The 25,450-nt window shown below is 68.8% G+C and carries 21 protein-coding genes; 6 read left to right on the top strand and 15 right to left on the bottom strand.

What is annotated here, in order from left to right:
- Window positions 1-37 precede the first annotated feature (37 nt).
- From folP to LPC04_RS13850, 3 genes are all read right to left on the bottom strand, one after another.
- Window positions 38-871 (bottom strand): dihydropteroate synthase, encoded by an 834-nt coding sequence (gene folP, locus LPC04_RS13860; protein WP_275682836.1) that lies wholly within the window; start codon window positions 869-871, stop codon window positions 38-40.
- A 79-nt stretch (window positions 872-950) separates the two neighbouring features.
- Complete coding sequence (gene ftsH, locus LPC04_RS13855) at window positions 951-2,849, bottom strand: ATP-dependent zinc metalloprotease FtsH (RefSeq protein WP_275682835.1); 1,899 nt, start codon at window positions 2,847-2,849, stop codon at window positions 951-953.
- A gap of 169 nt (window positions 2,850-3,018) precedes the next feature.
- A complete protein-coding gene (locus LPC04_RS13850; protein ID WP_275682834.1) occupies window positions 3,019-3,687 on the bottom strand; it encodes an RlmE family RNA methyltransferase in 669 nt (222 codons plus the stop codon).
- A 20-nt stretch (window positions 3,688-3,707) separates the two neighbouring features.
- Here LPC04_RS13850 and LPC04_RS13845 point away from each other — a divergent pair, with 20 nt between their 5' ends.
- Window positions 3,708-4,175, top strand: coding sequence for a YhbY family RNA-binding protein (locus tag LPC04_RS13845; RefSeq protein WP_275682833.1), 468 nt, complete (start codon window positions 3,708-3,710; stop codon window positions 4,173-4,175).
- A 17-nt stretch (window positions 4,176-4,192) separates the two neighbouring features.
- On the opposite strand, the gene LPC04_RS13840 is transcribed toward LPC04_RS13845, so the two are convergent.
- From LPC04_RS13840 to carA, 4 genes are all read right to left on the bottom strand, one after another.
- Complete coding sequence (locus LPC04_RS13840; protein WP_275682832.1) at window positions 4,193-4,633, bottom strand: DUF4149 domain-containing protein; 441 nt, start codon at window positions 4,631-4,633, stop codon at window positions 4,193-4,195.
- A 20-nt stretch (window positions 4,634-4,653) separates the two neighbouring features.
- Window positions 4,654-5,130, bottom strand: coding sequence for a transcription elongation factor GreA (gene greA, locus LPC04_RS13835; protein WP_275682831.1), 477 nt, complete (start codon window positions 5,128-5,130; stop codon window positions 4,654-4,656).
- A 109-nt stretch (window positions 5,131-5,239) separates the two neighbouring features.
- Window positions 5,240-8,515 (bottom strand): carbamoyl-phosphate synthase large subunit, encoded by a 3,276-nt coding sequence (carB, locus tag LPC04_RS13830; protein WP_275682830.1) that lies wholly within the window; start codon window positions 8,513-8,515, stop codon window positions 5,240-5,242.
- 11 nt (window positions 8,516-8,526) lie between these two features.
- On the bottom strand, window positions 8,527-9,690 hold the full coding sequence (gene carA / locus LPC04_RS13825; protein WP_275682829.1) for a glutamine-hydrolyzing carbamoyl-phosphate synthase small subunit: 1,164 nt from the start codon (window positions 9,688-9,690) through the stop codon (window positions 8,527-8,529).
- 332 nt (window positions 9,691-10,022) lie between these two features.
- On the opposite strand from carA, the gene LPC04_RS13820 reads away from it, so the two are divergent.
- Window positions 10,023-10,721, top strand: a complete 699-nt coding sequence (locus LPC04_RS13820) for a Bax inhibitor-1 family protein (RefSeq protein WP_275682828.1) — start codon at window positions 10,023-10,025, stop codon at window positions 10,719-10,721.
- A gap of 61 nt (window positions 10,722-10,782) precedes the next feature.
- On the opposite strand, the gene rlmD is transcribed toward LPC04_RS13820, so the two are convergent.
- From rlmD to surE, 6 genes are all read right to left on the bottom strand, one after another.
- Window positions 10,783-12,294, bottom strand: coding sequence for a 23S rRNA (uracil(1939)-C(5))-methyltransferase RlmD (gene rlmD, locus LPC04_RS13815; RefSeq protein ID WP_275682827.1), 1,512 nt, complete (start codon window positions 12,292-12,294; stop codon window positions 10,783-10,785).
- A gap of 81 nt (window positions 12,295-12,375) precedes the next feature.
- On the bottom strand, window positions 12,376-13,923 hold the full coding sequence (locus tag LPC04_RS13810) for a methyl-accepting chemotaxis protein (RefSeq protein ID WP_275682826.1): 1,548 nt from the start codon (window positions 13,921-13,923) through the stop codon (window positions 12,376-12,378).
- 121 nt (window positions 13,924-14,044) lie between these two features.
- The gene (locus LPC04_RS13805; protein WP_275682825.1) at window positions 14,045-14,407 is read right to left on the bottom strand and encodes an energy transducer TonB; all 363 of its coding nucleotides are present in this window, start codon (window positions 14,405-14,407) and stop codon (window positions 14,045-14,047) included.
- 286 nt (window positions 14,408-14,693) lie between these two features.
- Window positions 14,694-15,611, bottom strand: a complete 918-nt coding sequence (locus LPC04_RS13800; RefSeq protein ID WP_420854723.1) for a peptidoglycan DD-metalloendopeptidase family protein — start codon at window positions 15,609-15,611, stop codon at window positions 14,694-14,696.
- An 18-nt stretch (window positions 15,612-15,629) separates the two neighbouring features.
- Entirely contained in the window at window positions 15,630-16,451 is an 822-nt protein-coding gene (locus LPC04_RS13795; RefSeq protein WP_275682823.1) for a protein-L-isoaspartate(D-aspartate) O-methyltransferase, read from the bottom strand.
- Window positions 16,448-17,221, bottom strand: coding sequence for a 5'/3'-nucleotidase SurE (surE, locus tag LPC04_RS13790; protein ID WP_275682822.1), 774 nt, complete (start codon window positions 17,219-17,221; stop codon window positions 16,448-16,450). Before surE ends, LPC04_RS13795 begins: the two co-directional genes overlap by 4 nt.
- Before the next feature lie 97 nt (window positions 17,222-17,318).
- Here surE and LPC04_RS13785 point away from each other — a divergent pair, with 97 nt between their 5' ends.
- From LPC04_RS13785 to LPC04_RS13775, 3 genes are all read left to right on the top strand, one after another.
- A complete protein-coding gene (locus LPC04_RS13785; RefSeq protein WP_275682821.1) occupies window positions 17,319-18,314 on the top strand; it encodes an NADPH:quinone oxidoreductase family protein in 996 nt (331 codons plus the stop codon).
- A gap of 179 nt (window positions 18,315-18,493) precedes the next feature.
- Window positions 18,494-19,270: a LuxR C-terminal-related transcriptional regulator gene (locus LPC04_RS13780; RefSeq protein WP_275682820.1), complete on the top strand. Its 777-nt coding sequence runs from the start codon at window positions 18,494-18,496 to the stop codon at window positions 19,268-19,270.
- Between the two features lie 49 nt (window positions 19,271-19,319).
- The gene (locus LPC04_RS13775) at window positions 19,320-21,566 is read left to right on the top strand and encodes a sensor histidine kinase (RefSeq protein WP_275682819.1); all 2,247 of its coding nucleotides are present in this window, start codon (window positions 19,320-19,322) and stop codon (window positions 21,564-21,566) included.
- Here LPC04_RS13775 and LPC04_RS13770 read toward each other — a convergent pair.
- Window positions 21,490-23,067, bottom strand: coding sequence for a 3-hydroxyacyl-CoA dehydrogenase (locus tag LPC04_RS13770; protein WP_275682818.1), 1,578 nt, complete (start codon window positions 23,065-23,067; stop codon window positions 21,490-21,492). The two genes, LPC04_RS13775 and LPC04_RS13770, sit on opposite strands and share 77 nt — an antisense overlap.
- Window positions 23,068-23,275: 208 nt before the next feature.
- On the opposite strand from LPC04_RS13770, the gene LPC04_RS13765 reads away from it, so the two are divergent.
- Entirely contained in the window at window positions 23,276-24,544 is a 1,269-nt protein-coding gene (locus tag LPC04_RS13765) for a PGAP1-like alpha/beta domain-containing protein (RefSeq protein WP_275682817.1), read from the top strand.
- On the opposite strand, the gene LPC04_RS13760 is transcribed toward LPC04_RS13765, so the two are convergent.
- Window positions 24,521-25,312, bottom strand: coding sequence for a glutathione peroxidase (locus tag LPC04_RS13760; protein ID WP_275682816.1), 792 nt, complete (start codon window positions 25,310-25,312; stop codon window positions 24,521-24,523). The genes LPC04_RS13765 and LPC04_RS13760 overlap by 24 nt on opposite strands.
- Window positions 25,313-25,450 lie beyond the last annotated feature (138 nt).

Genomic DNA, 25,450 nt, shown 5'->3' with positions numbered 1-25,450 from the left:
GATGCGGATGCGGGCGTCGTCGTTGGGTTGGATGGGTTCAGGTGGGGTTCAAGGCGCGCCATGTCTTCAGCGCGTCCACGGTCTCGGCCACGTCGTGCACCCGCACGATAGCAGCGCCTTGTTGCATGGCCGCCAGCGCGGCCGCGACGCTCGCCGCTGTGCGCTCGCCGACCGGCCGCCCGGTGATCTGGCCCAGCGTCGACTTGCGCGACCAGCCCAGCAGCAACGGACAACCCAGTGCCAGCAGGCGTCGCTGCTGGCGGGCCAGGGCGAGATTGTGCTCCGGCGTCTTGCCGAAGCCGATGCCGGGGTCCAGCACGATGCGATCCCGCGCGATGCCGGCGGCCAACGCCGCGTCGCGCCGCCCGGCGAGGAACGCCTCGACCGCGGCCACGACGTCGTCGCCGTCGTAATGCGGCGCAACCTGCATCGAGCCGGGCTCGCCCTGCATGTGCATGAGGCAGACGCCCGCGTCCGGATGCGCGGCGGCGACCTCGAGTGCGCCTGGCGCCTGCAGCGCGCGCACGTCGTTGAGGATGTCGACGCCCAGCGCCAGCGCCTCGCCCATTACCACCGGATCGGCCGTGTCGACCGACACCGGCACGCCCAGCGTGACCGCGTGCCGCAGCACGGACACCACGCGCGCCAGTTGCTCCGCGGTGTCGGGCAGCCGCGCGCCGGGACGGGTCGACTCGCCGCCGATGTCGAGGATGTCGGCGCCCTGCGCCACCAGCCGGTCGCAGTGCGCACGCGCCGCGTCCGCCTGGGCATAGCGGCCGCCGTCCGAGAACGAATCGGGCGTCACGTTGACGATGCCCATCACCTGGGGCCGCGTCAGGGCGATGCGGAAGCGGCTGGTCTGCCAGATCATTGGGAAGCGCGAGGAGGAAATGCAAAACGGGGCACGAGGCCCCGTTGGTTCCGACGGCTGTCGGCTGGACGCAAAGGCGTCAGGCCGCGGCCGGCGCGTTGTCGACCTTGACCGGCGGCGGATTGTTCTGCCGGTTCATCGTCGGCGTCCAGTCCTTGGGCGGACGCGGCGGACGGCCTTCCATGATGTCGTCCATCTGCTCGCGGTAGATCGTCTCCCACTCCAGCAGCGCCTGGGCGATGGCCTCGACCTTGTCGCGCTCCGTCTCGATCAGGTGGCGCGCCAGGGCGTACTGCGTGTCGAGGATGTTGCGGATCTCGGCGTCGACCTTCTGCATCGTCGATTCGCTGATGTTGGTGGTGCGCGTGACCGAGCGGCCCAGGAAGACCTCGCCCTCGTTCTCCGCGTAGACCATCGGCCCCAGCGACTCGGACATGCCGTACTTCATCACCATGTCGCGCGCGATCTGGGTGGCCCGCTGGAAGTCGTTGGACGCGCCCACCGTCTGCTGGTTCATGAACACCTCTTCCGCGATGCGCCCCGCGTACAGCGCGGCGATGTTGGCGAGCATGTATTCCTTGTCCGGCGCGTTGTTGTCCTTCTCGGGCAGGTAGAACGCGACGCCCAGCGCGCGGCCGCGCGGGATGATGGTGACCTTGTGCACCGGATCGTGCTTGGGCAGCTTGAGCATCACGAAGGCGTGGCCGGCCTCGTGGTACGCGGTGTTCTTCAGGTCTTCCGGATCGATCACCGCGCTGCGGCGTTCCGCACCCATGAAGATCTTGTCCTTGGCCTTCTCGAAGTCGATCATCTCGACGACGCGGCCGCTGCGGCGCGCGGCCATCAGCGCGGCCTCGTTGACCAGGTTGGCCAGGTCGGCGCCCGACATGCCCGGCGTGCCCCGCGCGATGACGTTCGCATTCACGTCGGTGCCGATCGGCACCTTGCGCATGTGCACGCCCAGGATCTGCTCGCGGCCGCGGATGTCCGGCAGCGTGACATAGACCTGGCGGTCGAAGCGGCCTGGACGCAGCAGCGCCGGATCCAGGATGTCCGGACGATTGGTGGCCGCCATCACGATGACGCCCAGGTTCGTCTCGAAGCCGTCCATCTCGACCAGCATCTGGTTGAGGGTCTGCTCGCGCTCGTCGTTGCCGCCGCCCAGGCCGGCGCCGCGATGGCGGCCGACCGCGTCGATTTCGTCGACGAAGATGATGCAGGGCGCGCTCTTCTTGGCCTGCTCGAACATGTCGCGCACGCGGGCCGCGCCCACGCCGACGAACATCTCGACGAAATCGGAGCCCGAGATCGAGAAGAACGGCACCTTGGCCTCGCCGGCGATCGCCTTGGCCAGCAGCGTCTTGCCGGTGCCCGGAGGGCCGACCAGCAGCACGCCGCGCGGGATACGGCCGCCCAGCTTCTGGAACTTCTGCGGGTCGCGCAGGAAGTCGACCAGTTCCTTGACCTCTTCCTTGGCCTCGTCGCAACCGGCGACGTCGGCGAAGGTGACCGAGTTGTTGGCCTCGTCGAGCATCTTGGCCTTGCTCTTGCCGAAGCTGAACGCACCGCCCTTGCCACCGCCCTGCATCTGGCGCATGAAGTACACCCAGACGCCGATCAGCAGCAGCATGGGCGCCCACGACAGCAGCAGCGTCGTCAGCATGCCTTGCTCTTCACGCGGCTTGATGTCGAACTTGACGTTGTTGTTCAGCAGGTCGCCGGTCAGGCCGCGGTCGAGCAGGCTACCGGTGGTGTGCTCGGTCTTGCCGTCGGTCGTGCGGGCGGTGATGTCGATGCCGCCGCTGCCTTCGGTGATCTCCACGCTCTGGATGTGCTTGCTGCGCACTTCCTCGAGGAAATCGGAGTACGCCACGCGTCCGCTCTGCGTCTGCGCCGTGTTGAACGATTTGAAGACCGTAAACAGTACGAGCGCGATCACGAGCCAGACTGCGATCTTCGAAAACCATTGATTGTTCACCGCGGCTCCTTCTTAGAAAATGCCACTTCCCACGGCAGATGGGGATGATTCTAGGCCAGTCAATACCCTGGGAACCCGATTGCTGAGGTCGGGAAAGCCGCCAATCGCACATTTCGGGGCCGAAATGCGCCGTCCGCGCCACGCTGGATGCCGGGCAGGCGTCGTGCCATCAGCGCGCCGCGGGATTCTTCAGACCGAAACCCACCAGGAAAGTTTCGGCGGACTTGTCCCGCGACGCCTTGGGCTTGACGGCCTTGACCGTCCGAAAATTGGCGCGGAACAGCTCCACCAGTTCACTGTAGCCGCTTCCGTGAAACACCTTGGTGACGAGGGCGCCCTCCGGCTTCAGGTGCTGCAGCGCGAAGTCGACCGCCAGTTCGACAAGGTGCGCCACGCGGGCGGTGTCGGTCACCGTCACGCCGGTCAGGTTGGGCGCCATGTCGGAGACAACGACGTCCACCGGCTCGTTGTCGACGGCCGCGTTGAGCTTGGCCAGCACCTCGTCCTCGCGAAAGTCCCCCTGGATGAAGGTGACGCCTTCGATCGGCTCCATCTCGAGGATGTCCAGCGCGACGATGCGCCCATTGAGCTCGCCCACCGCCGCCCCGCCCGCGGCGAACTTGCGGCGGATGTACTGGCTCCACGCCCCCGGCGTCGAGCCGAGGTCGACCACCAGCTGGCCCGGGCGCAGCAGCCTGAACTGCTCGTCGATCTCGGACAGCTTGTAGGCCGCGCGGGCCCGGAAACCCTCGCGCTGCGCGAGCTTCACATACGGGTCATTGGCGTGATCCTGCAGCCACTGCTTGTTGACCTTCTTGCTTTTCGTCTTGATTTTCATGACTACGGGATAATACGGGCATGGCCCTGATTCAACTGACCCCTGCCGAACGCAAAGAAAAGCGCGGCGACGCCCACCATCTCGACCCCGTGGTCATGATCGGTGCCGACGGACTGACGCCCGCCGTCCTCAAGGAGGCCGAGGTCGCGATCCGTTCGCACGGCCTGATCAAGGTGCGCGTCTTCTCGGACGACCGCGCGGCCCGCGAGGCGATGTTGACCGAAATGGCCGACAAGCTCAACGCGGCACCGATCCAGCACATCGGCAAGCTGCTGGTGCTGTGGCGGCCGATGGAAGAGGTCGAGCCGGAGCGCGTGTCCGACACCAACCTCGGCCCGCGCGTCGTCAAGATCCTGAAGTTCTCCAAGCGCGGCAGCCACCGGCCGCAGATCAAGAAGGTGACCGTGCTCGGCAACGAGCGCGTGACGGCCGGTGGGCAGGTCAAGCGCGCCAAGAAGCGCGTGACGAGCATCAAGAAGAAAGTCTGACGGGTGCGCGACGCGGCTCACCGCGTCGCCTTCCACGCCAGCGCGAGCACCAGCAGGCCCTTGAGGCCGAAGAACGCCAGGCTCAGCGCGTGCAGCTGCAGGAAGCTGAGCTGCGTCGGACCACCCAGGCGCGCCTGCTCCATCGCCGGCAGCAGCCCGTAGTAACCGGCGACGGTGCAGAACAGCGCGCCCGCCGCCAGCAACATCTCCGACGAAAACTGCGTGACGCCCGTCGTCAGATGGCGCGCAAGGGCGTCGCGGCGTTCGATCACCAGGATCAGCACGCCCAGGATCAGGCTGGTCGGCGCCTCGCGGGCGAATATCGCGCGCGCCACGGCACCGAAGGACGCCTTGTCGAGCGACACCGACGCCGCCGGCGTCGCGATCAGCGCGATCGCCAGCAGCACGCCGAACCACAGGCCGGGCAGCAGCCGGCGCAGGCTCTCGGTGAACTTCATGCCGGCAGCCGACGCCACGCTCAGATGTATTTGACTTCGACGATCTCGTAGCGCTTCGCGCCGCCGGGTGCATGCACGTCGGCCGTGTCGCCGGCTTCCTTGCCAATCAGCGCGCGCGCGATCGGCGAGCTGATCGAGACCAGGTTCTGCTTGATGTCGGCCTCGTCGTCGCCGACGATCTGGTAGGTCACTTCCTGGCCGGTCTCTTCCTCTTCCAGCACCACGGTGCTGCCGAAGACGATGCGGCCACCGGCGTCGACATCGGCCGGATTGATGATCTGCGCCGCGGCCAGCTGGCCGTCGATGTGCAGGATGCGGCCTTCGATGAAGGCCTGCTTGTCCTTGGCGGCTTCGTACTCGGCGTTCTCGGACAGGTCGCCCTGCGCGCGCGCCTCCGCGATGGCCTGGATGACGGCATGGCGCTCCACCGTCTTGAGTCGGTGCAGCTCTTCCTTCAGTTTTTCGGCGCCGCGGCGGGTCAGGGGAATCGTGGCCATATCGGGAGTCTCAGAGGAGAAAAGCAAACCGCCGCCCCGAAGCAATCTGGCGACTGCTGGCGGGCGGCGGGTCCAGTCGAACTGGAAGAATCGCCAGTTTAGATCAGATTCAGGGCAGTTCCGCGTGCAGTTCCTGCAGGGAAACCACCGTGAGGTCGTCCTCGTGCTTCAACGCCTCGGTGGCGGCCTCGCAGCCGGCCATCGTGGTGTAGTAGGTCACGCGGTTGGCGATCGCGGCCGTGCGGATGTAGCGCGAGTCGGCAATCGCCGTGCGCGTCTCGTCCACCGTGGTGAAGACGAGCTGGACTTCGCCGGCCTTGATCATGTCGGCGATGTGCGGGCGGCCGTCCTTGACCTTGTTGCACAGCTTGACCGGGATGCCAGCCTCGGCGATCGCCGCCGCCGTGCCCTTGGTGGCCGAGACCGTGAAGCCGAGGTTGACCAGGTCGCTCGCGATCTTCACCGCGCGCGCCTTGTCGGCGTTCTTCACCGACAGCACCACGTTGCCCTTGGTGGGCAGCTTGGAGCCCGCGCCCAGCTGGCTCTTGAGCATGGCTTCCGCGAACGTGCGGCCCGTGCCCATCACCTCGCCCGTCGAGCGCATCTCGGGGCCCAGCACCGGATCGACGCCCGGGAACTTGTTGAACGGAAAGACGGCTTCCTTGACCGAGAAGTACGGCGGCACGACCTCGACCGGCGGCTTGCCGTGCAGGCCCACCTGGTCGGCCAGCTTGGTGCCGGCCATGCAGCGCGCGGCGATCTTGGCCAGCGCCTGGCCCGTGGCCTTCGACACGAACGGCACCGTGCGCGAGGCGCGCGGGTTGACCTCGAGCACGTAGACGACGGCCTCGTCGCCCTCGCCCTGGATCGCGAACTGCACGTTCATCAGGCCGACGACCTTCAGCGCCTTGGCCATCAGCGATGTCTGGCGGCGCAGCTCGTCCTGCATCGCGGGCGACAGCGAGTACGGCGGCAGCGAGCACGCCGAGTCGCCGGAGTGCACGCCGGCCTGCTCGATGTGCTCCATGATGCCGCCGATCATCGTGTCGGTGCCGTCGCTGATGCAGTCGACGTCCACCTCGATCGCGTCGTCGAGGAAGCGGTCGAGCAGCACCGGCGACTTCGCGCTGACCTTGACGGCCTCGCGCATGTAGCGCTCCAGATCCTTGTCGCCGTGCACGATCTCCATCGCGCGGCCGCCCAGCACGTAGCTCGGGCGCACGACCAGCGGGTAGCCGATCTCCTGCGCCAGCGCGATCGCCTGTTCGTCGGTGCGCGCGGTGCGGTTGGGCGGCTGCTTCAGGCCCAGCGTGTGCAGCAGTTGCTGGAAGCGCTCGCGGTCCTCGGCGACGTCGATCGAGTCGGGCGTGGTGCCGATGATGGGCACGCCGTAGGACTCGAGATCCAGCGCGAGCTTCAGCGGCGTCTGGCCGCCGTACTGCACGATCACGCCGTGCGGCTTCTCGACGTCGACGATCTCGAGCACGTCCTCCAGCGTCACCGGCTCGAAGTACAGGCGATCCGAGGTGTCGTAGTCGGTCGAGACCGTCTCGGGGTTGCAGTTGACCATGATGGTCTCGTAGCCGTCCTCGCGCATCGCGAGCGCGGCGTGCACGCAGCAGTAGTCGAACTCGATGCCCTGGCCGATGCGGTTCGGCCCGCCGCCCAGCACGATGATCTTCTTCTTCGACGTGGGCGCGGCCTCGCACTCGCCGTCGACGTTCTCGTAGCACGAGTACATGTAGGCCGTCTGCGTCGCGAATTCGGCGGCGCAGGTGTCGACGCGCTTGTAGACCGGGCGCACGCCCAGCGCATGGCGCGCCTTGCGCAGCTCGTGCTGGTTGCTGCCCATCAGCAGGCCCAGGCGCTTGTCCGAGAAGCCCTTCTGCTTGACGAAGCGCAGCTCGGCGGCCGACAGCGAGTCGACCTTGCGGCCGCGCAGCGACTGCTCGATCTTGATCAGTTCCTCGATCTGCGCGAGGAACCACGGGTCGATCTTCGTGGCCTCGAAGATCTCGTCCAGCGACATGCCGATGCGGAACGCGTCGCCCACGAACAGGATGCGCTCGGGGCCGGCGTTGGTGATCTGCTCGACGATCTCCTCGCGGTCGACCTCGCGGCACTGCGTGCGCTCGGTCAGGCCGTCGATGCCCGTCTCGAGGCCGCGCAGCGCCTTCTGGAAGCTTTCCTGGAACGTGCGGCCCATGGCCATCACCTCGCCGACCGACTTCATCTGCGTGGTCAGGTGCGAATCGGCGGCCGGGAACTTCTCGAACGCGAAGCGCGGGATCTTGGTGACGACGTAGTCGATGGACGGCTCGAACGACGCCGGCGTGGCGCCGCCGGTGATGTCGTTGCGCAGCTCGTCGAGCGTGTAGCCGATGGCCAGCTTGGCCGCGATCTTGGCGATCGGGAAGCCGGTGGCCTTGGACGCCAGCGCCGACGAACGCGACACGCGCGGGTTCATCTCGATGACCACCATGCGCCCGTCGTCCGGGTTGATCGAGAACTGCACGTTGGAGCCGCCGGTGTCGACGCCGATCTCGCGCAGGATCGCGACGGACGCGTTGCGCAGCAGCTGGTATTCCTTGTCGGTGAGCGTCTGCGCCGGCGCGACGGTGATCGAGTCGCCGGTGTGGATGCCCATCGGGTCGAGGTTCTCGATCGAGCAGATGATGATGCAGTTGTCCGCGCGGTCGCGGACGACTTCCATCTCGTACTCCTTCCAGCCCTTGAGCGACTCCTCGATCAGCAGCTCGTTGGTCGGCGAGAGGTCGATGCCGCGCTTGCAGATCTCCTCGAACTCTTCCGGGTTGTAGGCGATGCCGCCGCCGGAGCCGCCGAGCGTGAACGACGGGCGGATCACGACCGGGAAGCCGTTGGTGCCGATCTGCGCCGCGATCTGTTTCTGGACGGCCCACGCCTCTTCCATCGTGTGCGCGATGCCGGACTTGGCCGAGCCCAGCCCGATCTTGGTCATCGCGTCCTTGAACTTCAGGCGGTCTTCCGCCTTCTCGATCGCATGCTCGTTGGCGCCGATCATCTCGACGCCGAACTTCGCGAGCACGCCGTGCTTGTGCAGGTCGAGCGCGCAGTTCAGCGCGGTCTGGCCGCCCATGGTCGGCAGGATCGCGTCGGGGCGTTCCTTCTCGATGATCTTCTCGACCACCTGCCACGTGATCGGCTCGATGTAGGTGACGTCGGCCGTGGCCGGGTCCGTCATGATCGTGGCCGGGTTCGAGTTGACGAGGATGACCTTGTAGCCTTCCTCGCGCAAGGCCTTGCAGGCCTGGGCGCCGGAGTAGTCGAACTCGCAGGCCTGGCCGATGATGATCGGGCCGGCCCCGATGATGAGGACGGACTTGATGTCGGTGCGCTTTGGCATTCGGCTCTGCTTCAGTTCTGGGTCTTGTTCGCGGTCATCGAGTCGATGAAGCGGTCGAACAGGTAGGCGATGTCGTGCGGGCCGGGCGAGGCTTCCGGGTGGCCCTGGAAGCAGAACGCCGGCTTGTCGGTGCGGGCCAGGCCCTGCAGCGTGCCGTCGAACAGCGAGACGTGCGTCGGCACGAGGTTCGCGGGCAGCGTCGCGGCGTCCACAGCGAAACCGTGGTTCTGGCTGGTGATGGAGACGCGGCCCGAGCTGGTCTCCTTGACCGGATGGTTCGCGCCGTGGTGGCCGAACTTCATCTTGAAGGTCTTCGCGCCCGAGGCCAGCGCCATGATCTGGTGGCCCAGGCAGATGCCGAAGGTCGGCGTGCCCGTCTCGATGATGGTGCGCGTGGCCTTGATGGCGTAGTCGCAGGGCTCCGGGTCGCCAGGGCCGTTGGACAGGAACACGCCGTCCGGCTTCATCGCCAGCACGGCGGCGGCGGGCGTCTGCGCCGGCACCACCGTGACGCGGCAGCCGCGCTCGGCCAGCATGCGCAGGATGTTGAACTTGACGCCGTAGTCGAACGCGACGACGTGGAACTTCGGCGCGTCCTGCGTGCCGTAGCCGCTGCCGAGCTTCCACTCGCTCTGCGTCCACTCGTAGGTCTTCGCGCAGCTGACGACCTTGGCCAGGTCGAGGCCCGCCATGTTCTCGCCGGCGCGCGCGCGGCGAACCGCGTCGGCGCGGTCGGCCTCGGTGATCTCGTGACCCACCGGGAACGCGACGATGCAGCCGTTCTGCGCGCCGTCGGTGCGCAGGATGCGCGTCAGCTTGCGGGTGTCGATGCCGGCGATGGCGACGGTGCCCTCGCGCGCCAGGTAGGCGTCCAGCGACGTGGAGGCACGGAAATTGGAGTGTCGCAGCGGCAGATCCTTGATGATCAGGCCGGCGGCATGGACCTTCGACGCCTCGACGTCCTCATCGCTGACGCCGTAGCTGCCCACGTGCGGATACGTCAGGGTGACGATCTGCTTGCAGTAGCTGGGGTCGGTGAGGATTTCCTGGTAGCCAGTCAGCGCGGTGTTGAACACCACTTCGCCGACCGTGTGGCCGGCGGCGCCGATCGAGGTGCCGGAGAAGACCGTGCCGTCTGCGAGTGCAAGGATTGCGGGGGGCAGGACAGGCAGCAAAGGGAACTCCGGAGTAGCGGTGCCCAGTTTCGCGAGACTCCCGCCGCGTGGCTGTCGAGCAGCGTCGACAGGCTTGGGGCGGGGATTTCGAACTGCGGTAGACGGTACCGGAGAAGCGTCGCTGTTCAGGCGCTCGCGGGTTTGTGTCGCTCGTCTGGGCTGGTTGCGGGTAAACCTGTAAATTATAGCCGTCGGCGGCGTGCTTGTCACCCCCTTGTCATCCGAGGCGCGCATCACCACCTGCGTGAAGTCAATCCCGCGTCGGCGATGCGGAACTAGAATGACTCAACCGTCTCCAACCAGGCGGGGATTTCCCAAGAACGGAGTTTTTCATGGATCGCAATGTGCAACGCCTCGACGTCCTGAACGGCGGATCGGCCTACGGGGTCGATTCGCAGCGGGTCCTTCGCAACACCTATTGGCTGCTCGCCCTGTCGATGCTGCCCACGATCGGCGGCGCCTGGGTCGGCCTGACGACCGGCATCGTTGCCCACATGGCGCCCGGGATGTCGATGATCCTGTTCCTCGTCGGCGCCTACGGCCTCATGTTCGGCATCAACGCCACCAAGAATTCGCCCACCGGCGTGTTCATGCTGCTGGGCTTCACGTTCTTCATGGGCCTGATGATGTCGCGCCTGCTGGGCGTGGTGCTGGGCGGCTACAGCAACGGCGCCAGCATCGTCATGACCGCGTTCGGCGGCACGGCGGGCGTGTTCTTCGGCATGGCCACGCTGGCCACCGTCGTCAAGCGCGACCTCTCCGGGCTGACCCGGTTCCTGATGATCGGCGCGATCATCGCGATCGTCGCCAGCCTGATCAACGTCTTCGTCCAGTCCACGGCCGCGATGCTCGCGATCTCGACGGCCGTGATGGTGATCTTCTCGATCTTCGTGATGGTCGACATCAAGCGCGTGATCGACGGCGGCGAGACGAACTACGTCATGGCCACGTTGAGCATCTATCTGGACCTGTACAACGTGTTCCAGTCGCTGCTGATCCTGCTGACCTCGCTCACTGGCGATCGTCGCTGAGCCCGCGTCGACTCAATGAAAACGGCGCCCGCGGGCGCCGTTTTTCATGGCCGGGCGAAATTCACTCGCCCGCGTCTTCCTCGACAGCCGCCGGCTCGACGTCCTCGACGATCTCCACCGGCTGCGCCCGCGGCTTCCACTCCGGATCCCACTCGAACACCGCCATGCTCTCGACGTGCGCCGTGTGTGGGAACATGTTGACGGCACCGGCGGCCACGCAGCGGTAGCCCGCCATGTGCACGAGCAGCCCCGTGTCGCGCGCCAGCGTCGCCGGGTTGCAGCTGACGTAGACGATGCGCTTCGGCGCCGTCCAGCCCTCGCGCGGATTGGCCTTCAGCTCGGCCAGCGCCTTCGCCAGCGCGAACGCGCCCTCGCGCGGCGGGTCGACCAGCCACTTGTCGACGCTGCCGAGCGCGACGAGGTCGTCCGCGCCCAGCTCGAACAGGTTGCGGGCGTCGAAGCGCGTGTGCGCGTCCAGGCCGTTGAGCCTGGCGTTGGCCAGCGCGCGGTCCACCAGCGTCTGGCTGCCTTCGATGCCCAGCACCGTCTTCGCCATCGTGGCGAGCGGCAGCGTGAAGTTGCCCAGGCCGCAGAACCAGTCGATGACCGTCTCGTGCTTCTGGACATCGAGCAGGCGCAGCGCGCGGCCGACCAGCACCGTGTTGATCTGGTGGTTGACCTGCGTGAAGTCCGTCGGCTTGAACGGCATGCGCACGCCGAACTCGGGCAGCGTGTAGGCGAGGTCGGGGCCGACGTCGTCGATGCGCACGACGGTGTCCGGGCCCTTGGGCTGCAGCCACCATTGCACGTCGTGCTCGACGCCGAACGCGCGCAGCAGGGCCATGTCGTGGTCGGACATCGGCTCGAGGTTGCGCAGCACCAGCGCGGTGACCTGGTCGCCGATGGCCACCTCGATCTGCGGCAGCCGCTCGCGCGCCTGCATGGACTCGATCAGCGCGCGCAGCGGCATCAGCATGTCGGAGATGCGCCTGGGCATCACGTGGCATTCGCGCATGTCGGCCACGTAGCTGGACTTGCGCTCGTGGAAGCCCACCAGCACCGTGTTCTTCTTCGCGACCCAGCGCACCGACAGCCGCGCGCGCAGCCGGTAGCCCCACGGCGGCCCCTCGATCGGCCGCAGCACGAGCTCGGGCTTGACCTTGCCGAGGTGCCAGAGGTTGTCCTCCAGCACCCGCTGCTTCATCGCCACCTGCGCCGACGGCGCGAGATGCTGCATCTTGCAGCCGCCGCACGCGCCGGCATGCAGGCCGAAATGCGGGCAACGCGGCGTGACGCGCTGCGAACTCTCCTTGCGGATCGCGACCAGGTCGGCCTTCTCGTAGCTCTTCTTGCGCTTGACGACCTTGACCCGCGCCTCCTCGCCCGGCAGCGCGCCGTCGATGAACACGACGATTCCTTCGCTGTTGTGCGCGATCCCTTGCGCGTCGAGGTCGATGCCGGTGACCTTCAGCCACTCGTTGTCGGACACGCCCGGTGCAGGCCCCGCGTTGCGATCGCGCCGATGGCGCCCACGGCCGGACTTGCCGCCGGCCTTCTGTTGTTCAGTACTCATCCCCCGATTATCGGTGGCCCAATGGATTCGGCCCCGGATCGCGCGTGGCGACCCGGGGCCGAGGCATGGAAAAAGCGAAGCTCAGAGGCGGAAGACGGACACGTCCGAGACGAGGCGCTGCACCTGCGTGCTCATCGAGTCGGCGGCGGCGGCCACCTGCTCGACCAGTGCGGCGTTCTGCTGCGTGACCTGGTCCATCTCGGTGACGGCGACGTTGACGAGGTCGATGCCCGCGCTCTGTTCGACGGTGGCGGAGGTGATCTCGGAGACGATGCCGGCCACGTGCTGCACCGACTGGACGATCTGGGCGATCGTGCCGGCGGCGATGTCCACCAGGTGCGTGCCCTCCTCGACCTTCTCGACGGACTCGCCGATCAGCGTCTTGATTTCCTTGGCGGCCGTCGCGCTGCGCTGGGCCAGCGTGCGCACTTCGGTCGCCACCACCGCGAAGCCGCGGCCTTGCTCGCCGGCACGGGCCGCCTCGACGGCGGCGTTCAGGGCGAGGATGTTGGTCTGGAACGCGATGCCGTCGATCACGCTGATGATGTCGGAGATCTTCTTCGACGACGTGGCGATGTCGCCCATCGTGCGCACGACCTTGCCCACCGCCTCGCCGCCCTCCTGGGCCTTGGAGGCCGCGTCGTTGGACAGCTGGCGGGCATGCGTGGAGTTGCTGGCGCTCATCTTGACGGTGCTCGAGAGCTCGTCCATCGACGACGCCGTCTGCTGGATGCTCGAGGCCTGGCGCTCGGTGCGGTTGGACAGGTCGGCGTTGCCCGACGCGATCTCGCTGGCGGCGCTCGCCAGGCTGTCGCTGCCGTTGCGCACGCTGGAGACGACCGTGACCAGGCTCTCGGTCATCGCGGCCAGGGCCTTCAGCAACTGGCCCGTCTCGTCATTGGAATGCGAGCTCACCTTGACGCTCAGGTCGCGGTTGGCGACGCGGCGGGCGATCTCCACGGCCTGCGAGATCGGCACGGTGATCGAATGCGTGACGGCGTAGCCGATGAACGAGGCGAACACCAGCGCGACGATCGAGATCGCCAGCACGATGTTGCGGGTGTTGCCGTAGGCGTCCTCGGCGTTGGCGACCGCCGCGGCGGTCAGCTTCTCGTTGAGGGCGACCATCTCGTCGACGGCAGCCATCCACTTGGCCTGCGCCGGGTTGGCCTTGTCGCCGAGCAGGCCGCGGGCCGGGAACTTGTGGTTGTCGAGCGCCATCTGCACGACCTGGTCGGCGAGGTCGCGCGCTTCCTTCTCGGTGCCGTCGATGTGGCCCAGGATGGTCTTCTTGCGGGTGTCCGAGTCGGCCGCGATCATCTTGGCCAGCTTGCCCTTGGCGACCTCGTAGGTCTTGATGTCGGCCTTGAGCAGTTCGTTCTCGGCAGCCATCTCCTCGGGTTCCGACACCATCAGGATGTTGCGCACGCGCACCGCCTGCTGGGTGGCGGCCAACCGCATCTGGTCGGCCAGCGACGACTCGACCGCGATGCCGCCGGTGACGGCATTCATGTCGTTGCGCATGCCGCTCGTGCGGGCCAGCGCGATGATCGACAGCGTGGCCAGCAGCGCCAGCACGATGCCGAAGGCCAGCGCCAGTCGCACGCCGATTTTCAGGTTGGTCAGCATTTGGATTTCCGAGTTGGCTGTTGAATTTGTTGGTCAGTCCCGGTTCGCCGCACCCCCCAACGGGTACGACGGCCCTTCAATCAGTTCCAGTCCCGGCGACAGCGCCGGGCACGACGACGTCTTAGTTCAGCTTCCAGACGAATTCGGTCTTGACCCATTGCTGGGCCGGCTTGGAGTCCGCGGGCTGCGGCTTGAACGAGCACTCCATCAGCGCGCGCTGCGCGGCCGAGTCTAGCTTGCGGGAATGGCTGGAGGTCTCGATCTCGCTGTCGATGGCCTTGCCGTCGGCGCCCACGAGGATGCGCAGGCCCGTGGTGCCCTGCTCGCCCTTGCTCAGGGAATCGCGCGGGTACTCGGGAGCGGCGCAGCTCTTGGCGTCTTGCACCCACTTGCCGTCGCCGGCCATCGCGACGCCGCTGGCGAGCGCGCAGATCGAGACAACGAGGGCGCCACGAATCGTGGTCAGGCGAGCAATGCGGTTCATGTCTTGAACTCCTTGAGCAGGTCAAAAGTTGGCTGATTCGACTCCCCGGCAGGCTCCAGCTCCTCAGATGGAGTTCTCCTGACAGGGGTCATGGCGGGATTTCGACCTGGCAGACGCATTCTTGAGTGCACTCTGTCACGCCGATCCGGAGATCAATGGCCTGAATTGGTCATAGATCCACTCGGGCCGTCCGGCTGACACCGCGTTATCGGACGTCCGCGCGCCGACTGCAGGCCAAAAAAAACGCGCCTCGAGGGCGCGTCTTCAGTGCGGGAGCGGGGCGGCTTCAGCGCGGCGGCAACAGGCGCGACGGATCGATCGGCTTGCCCTGCTTGCGGATCTCGAAGTGCAGCTGGACGCGATCGGCGTCGGTCGAGCCCATCTCGGCGATCTTCTGGCCGCGCTTGACGATCTGGTCTTCCTTGACCAGCAGCGCCTGGTTGTGCGCGTAGGCGGTCAGGTAGTTCGCGTTGTGCTTGACGATCACGAGGTTGCCGTAGCCGCGCAGGCCCGAGCCGGCGTAGACGACCCGGCCGTCGGCCGCGGCGTAGACCGGGTCGCCGGCCTTGCCGCCGATGGCCAGGCCCTTGGTCTTGGCATCGTCGAACGGCGCGACGACCGGGCCGGCGGCCGGCCAGGCCCAGGTCAGGTCGTCGTCGCCCTCGCGCACGGCGGGCTGCGGCGTGGCGACGCCGGTCAGCGGCACCGCGCTGGCGGTCGCGGGCGCCGACGACGGCGTGGCCGCCGCGCCGCTGGCCTTGGCCGGGATCGGCGGCAGCGGCTTGAAGGTCGCGGCCGAGGCGGCACCTACCGTCGTGGTCGTGGTCGTCGTGGTGACGGTGCTGCCGGGCGCGACGTCGCCGGCCGGCGGCATCACGCGCAGCACCTGGCCCACCTCGAGGTGGTTGGGGTCGGCCAGGTTGTTCCAGCGGGCGAGGTCGCGCCAGCTCTGTCCGGTGTCCATGCCGATCTTGGTGAGCATGTCGCCCGGCTGGACGGTGTAGGTGCCCGCGCGGCCCTCGGCAGCCGGCACCGGCGTCGCCGCGGTGGGCTTGGTCTCGACGACCGGGACGACCGGACGCGCCGTGCGCGCCGAATGATCCTCAACGGGTGCCTGATTCGGGGTAGCGCACCCGATCAAGGCCCAGGCGGACGCCACGCAAACCGTCGTCACGAGCGTTCGTCGACCCCAAAGCGATGCCATATGTTCCCTGTACTTGTTTCAACCAATCCCCGATTTTAAGGGAACAAACGTTACCGACTCTCCGACCTGCCGGACGAAGCCGTCCGGCGTCCGGTCGACGATGACCAGCGCCTGCCCGGCCAGCCCCGGCATCGCGGTGGGCGCCACCAGGCGTCCGCCGAGCGCCAGCTGCGCCAGCCAGGCTTCGGGGATGGCCTCGCCGCCGGCCGCGGCGACGATGCTGTCGTAGGGCGCGTTGGGCGGATGGCCGACGCGGCCGTCGCCGTGCACCAGGCGCACGCCGGGCACGCCCAGCGCGTCGAGGTTGCGCCGCGCCATCTGGTGCAGCGGCTGCAGGCGCTCGATCGAGATGACGGTGGGCGCGAGACGGGCGAGCAGCGCCGTCTGGTAGCCGCAGCCGGTGCCGATCTCCAGCGTGCGCCCGAGGTGGCCCTGGCGCGACGCGTTGGCGCCGTCGAACAGCCACTGCAGCTGGCGCGCGACGACCGACGGCTTCGAGATCGTCTGGCCGAGGCCGATCGGCAGGCTCGTGTCCTCGTAGGCCTGGATGGCCAGCGCGGTGTCGACGAAGCGATGCCGCGGCACGGCGGCGAAGGCAGCCAGCAGCGACGGCGTCGAGATGCCCTCGCTGCGCAGGCGCGCGACCATGCGCTCGCGCATCGGGCCGTTGTCCAGGCCCAGCCCGGTGGGCACGACGTGCCGGGCGGCGTCCTGCGCGGCCTGGTGCAGCAGCGCCTGCGGCCGCAGCGGGTTGCGCGCGGTGCCGCTGGGCGCGGTGGCCCTGCTGCCGCTGGACCACTGCGCCGGAAAGCGCTTCGCGCGCGGCGCGTCGCCGGTCATTCCAGGCCCAGCCGGGCGGACCAACCCGCCAGGTTCGCGTGATCGGTGAGATCGACCTGAAGCGGCGTGATCGACACCCGCCCGCTGGCGACCGCATGGAAATCGGTGCCGGCGCCGCCCTCGCGCGCGTCGCCCGACGGCCCGATCCAGTAGATCGGCTCGCCGCGCGGGTTCTTCTGCATGATGACGGGCTCGCTCGCGTGGCGCCGACCCAGCCGCGTGGTCGACCAGGGCACCGTGTCGGCGTCGGGCCGGCTCGGAAAGTTGACGTTCAGCAGCCACGGCGCCGCGCCGGGCTGGCCGAAGCCGGGATGGGCGATGAGGGACTCGACCACGCGGCGCGCGCCGCGCGCGGCCGCCTCGATGTGCGCCCAGCCCTTGTGCTGGATCGAGAACGCGACCGCCGGCACGCCGAACAGGAAGCCCTCCATCGCGGCCGCGACGGTGCCCGAGTAGAGCGTGTCGTCGCCCATGTTCTCGCCGTTGTTGATGCCCGACAGCACCAGGTCGGGCTTGTGTTCGAGCAGCCCGGTCAGCGCCACGTGCACGCAGTCCGACGGCGTGCCGTTGACGACGCGAAAGCCGCTCGACGGGCCGCCCCGGGCCTCGAACACCGACAGCGGCCGGCCCAGCGTCAGCGAGTTCGACATGCCGCTCGCGTTCTGCTCGGGTGCGATGACGTCGACGTCGCCGAGGCCGCGGCAGGCCTCCACGAGGGCGACCAGGCCCGGGGCGAGGTAGCCGTCGTCGTTGGCGATGAGGATGCGCATGGCCGCATTGTAGGCAGCGCGACAGCGTCACCCGGGCGACTCGCGCGGCGCGGCGGCTTCCTTATGATCGTCGTTCCTTCAAGAACCGGATGACGCCATGCACGCCTGGATGTGTGAAACGCTGGACGGCCCCGCGGCCCTGCAATGGCGCGAGCGCCCCACGCCGCAGCCCGCGGACGACGAGGTGCTGATCGCGATCCACGCAGCCTCGCTCAACTTCCCCGACCTGCTCATCGTGCAGGGCAAGTACCAGATGCGCCCCGAGCTGCCGTTCGCGCCGGGCGCGGAGTTCGCCGGCGTGGTCGAGGCCGTCGGCAGCGCCGTCAAGCACCTGCAAGTGGGCATGCCCGTGGCCGCGCTGGGTGGCCATGGCGGCTTCGCGACGCACGCGTGCGTCAAGGCGATGCAGGTCATGCCGCTGCCCGCCGGCTTCCCGCTGCGCGACGCCGCGGCCTTCGCGTTCACGTACGGCACCGCGCACCACGCGCTGATCGATCGTGCTGCGCTGCAGGCCGGCGAGACGGTGCTGGTGCTGGGCGCGGCCGGCGGCGTCGGCACCGCGGCGATCCAGATCGCGAAGGCCGCCGGCGCGACGGTGATCGCCGCCGCGTCGACCGACGCCAAGTGCGATCTCTGCCGCGAGATCGGCGCCGATGCGACGATCAACTACGCGACGACGCCGCTGCGCGACGCGCTGAAGGACGTCACCAAGGGCAAGGGCGTCGACGTCGTGTTCGACCCCGTCGGCGGTTCACATGCCGAACCCGCGTTCCGCGCGATCGCGTGGCGCGGGCGCTACCTCGTCATCGGCTTCGCCGAAGGCCAGATCCCCGCGCTGCCGTGGAACCTGCCGCTGCTCAAGGGCGCATCCATCGTCGGCGTGTTCTGGGGCGACTTCGTTCGTCGCGAACCTGCCGCGAATGCGCGCATGCTGGGCGTGTTGGCCTCACAATACGGCCATGGGTTGATCAAGCCCGTGATCGACGAGGTGCTGCCGCTGTCGAAGCTGTCGGACGCCTATCGTCGACTCGAGAACCGACAGATCCTGGGCAAGCTCGTGATGGTGCCGGACGAACTGCTCGCCAAGGCCTGAGACGTTTCGCGAAATGGCCTTGCACGACGTGCCCCAATAGGCAGTTCCCCCCATTCGGCTGCCCCGAAACGGGGGATGCGTCGAGCCCCTTGGCTCGTTAGCATTCCGGCATCGCATTTCCAAGGAGCGGAAGACCACTTCCGCCTGAAAGCGACCGAAGGCAGGCAAAGGGGAACGACATGGCAGTCAAGGTTTTGATCCTCGAGGACAACCCCGCAGCGCGGGAATTCCTCGGACGCGTGGTGCGCGAGAGCTTCAGCGACACCATCACCATCGTCGAGGCGGGCGATCTGGAGAGCGCGCGGCGCGCGGTGCGCATCGCGGGCGGTGCGCAGGGCTATCACGGCGTCGACCCGTTCAAGCTGGTCCTGGTCGATCTCGAACTGCCCGACGGCTCCGGCCTCGAGCTGCTCGAGGAGCTGCGCCAGTACCCGGCCACCAAGATCGTGACGACGCTGTATTCGGACGACGAGCACCTGTTCCCCGCGTTGCAGTGCGGCGCCGACGGCTACCTGCTGAAGGAGGACCGCTTCGAACTTCTGGTCGAGGAGCTGCAGAAGATCGTGCGCGGCGAGCCGCCGCTGTCGCCGGCCATCGCGCGCCGGCTGCTCGGACACTTCCGCACCAATACCCGTACCGGCATGAACCGGCGCATCGGCGACGAAGGCAACGGCGCCGCGATGCGCGCGCCCGCCGCGACGACGTTCACGCCGTCCGCGTTCGCGCCGCTCGCACCGGTGGAGATCGAGCCGCCGCTGGACCTGCCGGCGCTGACGCCGCGCGAGGTGGAGGTGCTCACCTTCCTCAGCAAGGGCTTCACGATCAAGGAGATCGCGGCGCTGATGTCGATCAAGTGGTTCACGGTCAACGACCACATCAAGTCGATCTACCGCAAGCTCAACGTGTCCAGCCGCGCCGAGGCCGCCGTGCTGGCGAGCAAGCAGGGGCTCGTGTAAGCGTGCGGCGTGCCGCTCGCCTGACACGCATTTCTCCCGGCGCCGCGCCGTGAGCCACGGGCGCGTCCGCCCGATGGGCTGGCGGCGGCTGCTGCTGCTGCCGATCGCGCTGCTGGCGTCGCTCGCCGTGGTGCTGCTCGCGCGCACGCTGGCGCAGACGCCCGACCTTGACGCCCGCTGGCGCCTCGACGCCACCGGCCACCTGCAGATGATCGCCACCGACCTGCCGTGGATGCGCCCGGCGCTCGGCCACTCGCTGGAGGTGATCGTCGCCCCGGGCATCGCGCCGCTGTTCGTCGATGGCCGCCGCGTCGTCAACTCCACGCGCTGGATCGCCAGCGACGAGGAGCGCGACGCCGCCAACCTGCAGCAGCGCCAGATGGCGCGCCTGCTGCAGCCGGGCGTGCCGGTCGTCCTCGGGTTCACCGATCGCATGAGCGCACGCGTCACGCCGCACGCGCGCGGGTACACGACGCTGGGCATCACGTTCTGGCTGCTGTGCGGCCTCGGCCTCGCGCTCGAGCTGGTCGGTGCCGTCGTGATCCTGGTGCGACAGGACGTGCGCACCTTCCTGTTCGCCGTGATGGCGCAATGCCAGGCGGCGCAACTGCTGCTGGCCGCCGTCGATGCGGTACCGGGTATCGGCAACGTCAGCCTGCTGGGCGGCCATGAGGCGGCGCTGCGCATGGCGCTCGACGTCATCACCTGCGCGGCGCTGCTGAACGCGACGCTGCTCTATCCGACGCCGCTGCCGCCGCGCCGGGCGCTCACGTGGCTGTCGTGGATGGCCGCGCTCGTCTTCAGCGGCGCCACGCTGATGTTCGACCTGCCGCAGGCGTGGTGGTGGTGCGAGGCGCTGGAGCTGAGCACCGGGTTGCTGGTGATGGGGTTGCTCGGCTGGTCCTATCGCATCACGCCTCACCCGTACGCCACCGTCGTGCGGCGGCTATCCATCGTCACGACGGGCAGCCTCGCGCTGGTCACCATCGTCGTCGCGCTGAACGACCGCATGCCCGGCGAGGTGCAGTCGCTGGTGAGCGCCGTGCCGGTGATCTGGACGGTGTTCTTCGCGTCGCTGCTGCTGATGTCGCCCTTCCTGGCGCGCTCGCAGCACATGATGCGCGAGTTCGCGATGCTCGCCGGCGTCAGCACGCTGGCGACCTCGGTCGACCTGCTGTTCGTCGCCGTCTTCTCGTTCAACCAGTTCGCGTCGATCACGACCTCGCTGTTCGTCGCCCTCGGCGTCTACGCGGCGTCGCGCCAGTGGCTGCTCGACCAGATGATCGGCGCCCGCGCGGTCACCACCGAGCGCCTGTTCGAGCACCTGCTGCGCATTGCGCGCAAGGTGGAGGAGCAGCCCGAGCGCGCGGCCGACTGGCAGCTGGAGCTGTTCCACGCGGTGTTCCAGCCGCTGGTCGCGCGCCACGAGCCGGGCTACACGAAGACGACGCGCTGGTACGAAGGCGGCGCCGGCCTGCTGGTGCCCCTGGCCGTCGAGCCGACGGTCGACCCCACGGCCTCGCAGTTCGACGACGGCGACCAGCCCGAGCCGCGCCTGATCGTGCTGCGCTTCGCCGAGCGCGGCAAGCGCCTGTTCACGGCCGAGGACGCGCGCCTGGCCGACCGCATCGTCGAACAGCTGCGCCGCGCCGTCGCGCACGACCGCGCGATCGAGCAGGGCCGCAGCGAGGAGCGCGGGCGCATCGCGCAGGACCTGCACGATGACATCGGCGCGCGCCTGCTGACGCTGATGTACAAGGCGCCCAACTCCGAGATGGAGGACTACGTCCGCCACACGCTGCAGGATCTGAAGACGCTCACGCGCGGCCTGGCCGCGACCACGCACTTCCTGTCGCACGCGTCCGGCGAATGGAAGGCCGACATCGCGCAGCGCCTCGCGCCCACCGGCTGCACGCTGGACTGGTCTTTCACGCAGGACGTCGACATCCAGTTGAACGTCGTGCAGTGGTCGGGCCTGACGCGCATCCTGCGCGAGCTGGTCAGCAACATCATCGCCCACGCCAAGGCCACGCACACGACGATCCACGCCGACCTGAAGGACGGGATGCTCAAGCTGACCGTCGCCGACAACGGCGTCGGCGGCACGCCCAAGGACTGGTCGACCGGCCTCGGCCTGGGCGGCATCCGCAAGCGCGTGCGCATGCTGGGCGGCACGATCGCCTGGCAGCAGAACACGCCCGACGGCGTGCGCTGCGATGTCAGCGTGCCGCTGGCGGTGCCGTCGACGCCGCCGTCGCAGACGTCGCAAACGTCGCCCGGCGCAGCCGCGGGCTGACGCGGTAGCGTTCGCCGCGATAGACCGCGTCGAGCGCGTCGAGCAGCGTGACGACCGTTGATTCGCCCCACAGCGCGAGCCACGCGAAGGGCCCGGCCGGGTAGTTGACGCCCAGCGTCATCGCCGCATCGGCGCCGGCCGCGTCGCACACGCCCTGCTCCACCGCGTCGCTGGCCTCGTTGACCAGCATCGCGATGGTGCGCGCGACGACGAGCCCCGGCACGTCCGCCAGGCGTTGCGGCAGCCAGCCGAGCGCGCGCAGCACCGCGGCGGCGCGCGTCGCGAATTCGGCCGAGGCTTGCGGCGCGAGGGCCCAGGCCAGCGCGACCACGGGCGTCGCCACCCCGGCCGCGGCCGGCCCCACCGGCCAGTCGAACAGCGCGAGGTCGTCGACGCCCGACGCGTGCGCGCGTTCGGCGGCGCAGCGGCCGTCGGTGAGCATCAGGCGGCCGTCGCCGATCTGCAGGCTGGTCTCGGCGCCGGCGCCTTCCGCCTCGCGTGTGAAGCCCAGTCCGGACGCGGACAGGCGTGCAGCGAGCAGGTCGGCGACCGGGCCCGCGCCGTGCAGCACCAACGGCACCGCGGGCAGCGGCGTCGCCTCGGCCTCGCCATCGTTCGTCTTGGCCGCGCCTTCGGGATAGCGGTAGAAGCCGCGCCCCGACTTGCGTCCCAGCAGCCCGCCGTCGACCATCTCGCGCTGCACCAGCGAGGGCTGGTAGCGCTTGTCGAAGAAATTGGCCTCGTAGACCGACTGCGTGACCGCGAAGTTGGTGTCGTGGCCGATCAGGTCCATCAGCTCGCACGGGCCCATGCGAAAGCCTGCCCCGCGCACGCAGGCGTCGAGCACCGCGGGCGTCGCGGCCTGCTCCTGCAGCAGCGCCAGCGTCTCGGCGTAGAACGGCCGCGCGATGCGATTGACGATGAAGCCCGGAGTCGACTTCGCGTGCACCGCCGTCTTGCCCCAGTCGGCCGCGAGCATGTGGATGGCGTCGGCCACGGCCGGCTCGGTGGCGAGGCCGGACACGACCTCCACCAGCCGCATCAGCGGCACCGGGTTGAAGAAGTGCATGCCCACGACGCGCCCCGGCACCTCGAGCCCGCGCGCGACGGCCGTGATCGACAGCGACGACGTGTTGGACGCCAGCACGCAGTCGTGCGTGACGATGGCCTCGAGGTCGCGCATCAGCGCCTGCTTGACGGCCAGGTTCTCGACGATCGCCTCGATCACCAGCGCGGCGTCGCGCAGCTCGTTCAGCGACGATGCGACATGCAGGCGCGCGCGCGCCGAGGCGACGTCCTCGGGCGTCAGCTTGCCCTTGTCGGCCAGCCTGGCCAGCGTCGCGGCCAGCTGCTCGGCGGCGGCCGCGGCCGCGCCTTCGCGCACGTCGAACAGGTGCACGGGGTGGCCGGCCAGCAGCGCCACCTGGACGATGCCGATGCCCATCACGCCGGCGCCGATGACGGCGACGGGACGGTTGCGGAAGAGGTTGATGTTCGTCATGGCGAGCATTCTGGCTTATGCCTCGCTTCAGGGTGGCGAAGGGGTGTCCCTCGACAATCCGGTGCGTCGCGGCGTTCGCCGCGGCACTTGCCGCCCGCGTGGCCGCGTTGCACGCGGTGTCGGGTCGAACCGGACGTTCAAGCCTCCCTGTGGGCGCCACGCCGATCCGACGGGCGGGCCTTCTTCGAACGGCTGGCACACTGTGCCCATGCCTCGTTCAACAAGCGCTCCACGTCCTCCCGACGACCAAGACGACGGCCCCAGCGCCGCCGAGGCCGCCTCGCACGCGCGCGCGCTGCGCGGCGCCGCGAAGCTCGCCACCGAGGCGACGACCGGCCTGACCGACCTCGTCGAGGCCGTGCACGCGCGCATCGCCAGCATGCCGGGCCTGCCGGGGCCCGCCGACGGGCGCACGCGCGGCATCACGGGGCTCGTCTACAAGACCGTGCGCGGCGTCACGCGCGCGGTGGGCGGCAGCGTCGACACGCTGCTGGGCGCGCTCACGCCGGTGCTCGGCGAGCGCACCACGCTGCCCTCGCCCGAACGCGAAGCCGTGCTCGCCGCGCTCAACGGCGTGCTGGGCGACCATCTCGCAAGGACGGCGAATCCGCTCGCGATCCGCATGGCGTTCCGCCGTGGCGGCCGCGCGCTGGCGCTGCAGCGCGACGCGCTCGCCGAGGCGCTGCCCGATGCCGGCGAGAAGCTGCTCGTGCTGATCCACGGACTGTGCATGAACGACCTGCAGTGGCGTCGATCGAACGGGCACGACCACGGCGAGGCGCTCGCCGCCGCGCTCGGCTTCACGCCGGTCTACCTGCACTACGACAGCGGCCTGCATGTGTCGACCAACGGCCGCGCGCTGGCCAATCAACTCGAACAGCTGCTCGAGCAATGGCCACGACCGATATCGCGCTTCGCGATCGTCGGGCACAGCATGGGCGGCCTCGTGGCGCGCAGCGCGCTGCACTACGGCCGAGGCGCGAAGCAGCACTGGCCCGATCGCCTCGACGACCTCGCCTGCCTGGGCACGCCGCACCACGGCGCGCCGCTGGAACGCGCGGGCCAGGGCGTCGACATGCTGCTCAGCGCGACGCCCTACGCCGGCCCGTTCGGCCGCCTGGCCAAGCTGCGCAGCGCCGGCATCACCGACCTGCGCCACGGCAACGTCGTCGACGAGGACTGGCTCGGCGGCGACCGCTTCGAAGGCGCGACCGACCGGCGCCTGGCCGTGCCGCTGCCGGCCGGCCCGCGCTGCTTCGCGATCGCGGGCACGTGGGCGAGCGAGGGCGACATCAAGGACAAGCTGCTGGGCGACGGCCTGGTGCCCGTGGCGAGCGCGCTGGGCAAGCACCGGCTCGCGAAGCGCACGCTGAAGTTCCTGCCCGGACGCCAGCGCGTGTTCGAGCAGACCAACCACATGCAGCTGCTGTCCAGCCCCGAGGTCTTCGAGCAGCTACGCGCCTGGCTGGCCGCGTGAGGCGAGCCACTTCAGCGTCGCCTCGGAATCGCCGACCAGCTTGCCGTTGACGAACACCTGCGGCGTCGTCTGCGCGCCCGTGATCGCGCGCAGCGCGCGGGCGCGTTGCAACGGCGGCAGCGAGATGTCGGTGTAGGCGACGCCGGCCTCCGCGAACGCGGACTTCACGCGGGCGCAGAACTCGCAGCCCTCGCGGCTCAGCATCGCGATCTCGTCCGGCCGCGGCGCCTTCGGGTCGAGCCAGCGCAGCATCGTGTCGGCGTCCGAGACCTCGAACGGATCGCCCGGCTTGTCCGGCTCGACGAAGAGCTTGTCGATGACGCCATCGCGCACCAGCATCGAGTAGCGCCACGAGCGCGCGCCGAAGTTGAGGTCGCTCTTGTCGACCAGCATGCCCATGCCGCGCGTGAACGCGGCGTTGCCGTCGGGCAGCAGGTGCACCTTGTCGGCCGATTCGTTGCGGCCCCATTCCTCCATCACGAACGGATCGTTGACGGCGACGCAGACGATCTCGTCGACGCCCAGCCTCTCGAACTGCGGGGCCAGCTCCTCGTAGCGCGGCAGGTGCATGGACGAGCACGTCGGCGTGAACGCGCCCGGCAGCGAGAACACGACCACCGTGCGGCCGCCGAAGATCTTCTCGGTGGACGTCTCGATCCATTCCGGACCGCGGCGCAGGCGGAACGTCACGTCGGGCACGCGGTCGCCCGCCTTGCGGGCATTCGGGCCGGGGGCCTTGCCCAGTTCGCAGCGGTCTTCAGCGGTCATTGCATGCTCCAGCAGGATTCGGTCGAACCAGTCGGCAAGCCACATGCCGCGCGGCATCGATCCACATGCTGAACCGTTCGCCAGGCGGCGAGAGACCCGCCGCCGGCACGGCTTGCTGCGCCGCAGCACAATGGATGG

The sequence above is a fragment of the Scleromatobacter humisilvae genome (genome assembly GCF_023231945.1).
GTDB classification, from domain to species: Bacteria; Pseudomonadota; Gammaproteobacteria; order Burkholderiales; family Burkholderiaceae_C; genus Scleromatobacter; species Scleromatobacter humisilvae.
This window is presented reverse-complemented; position numbering and strand designations above follow the sequence as displayed.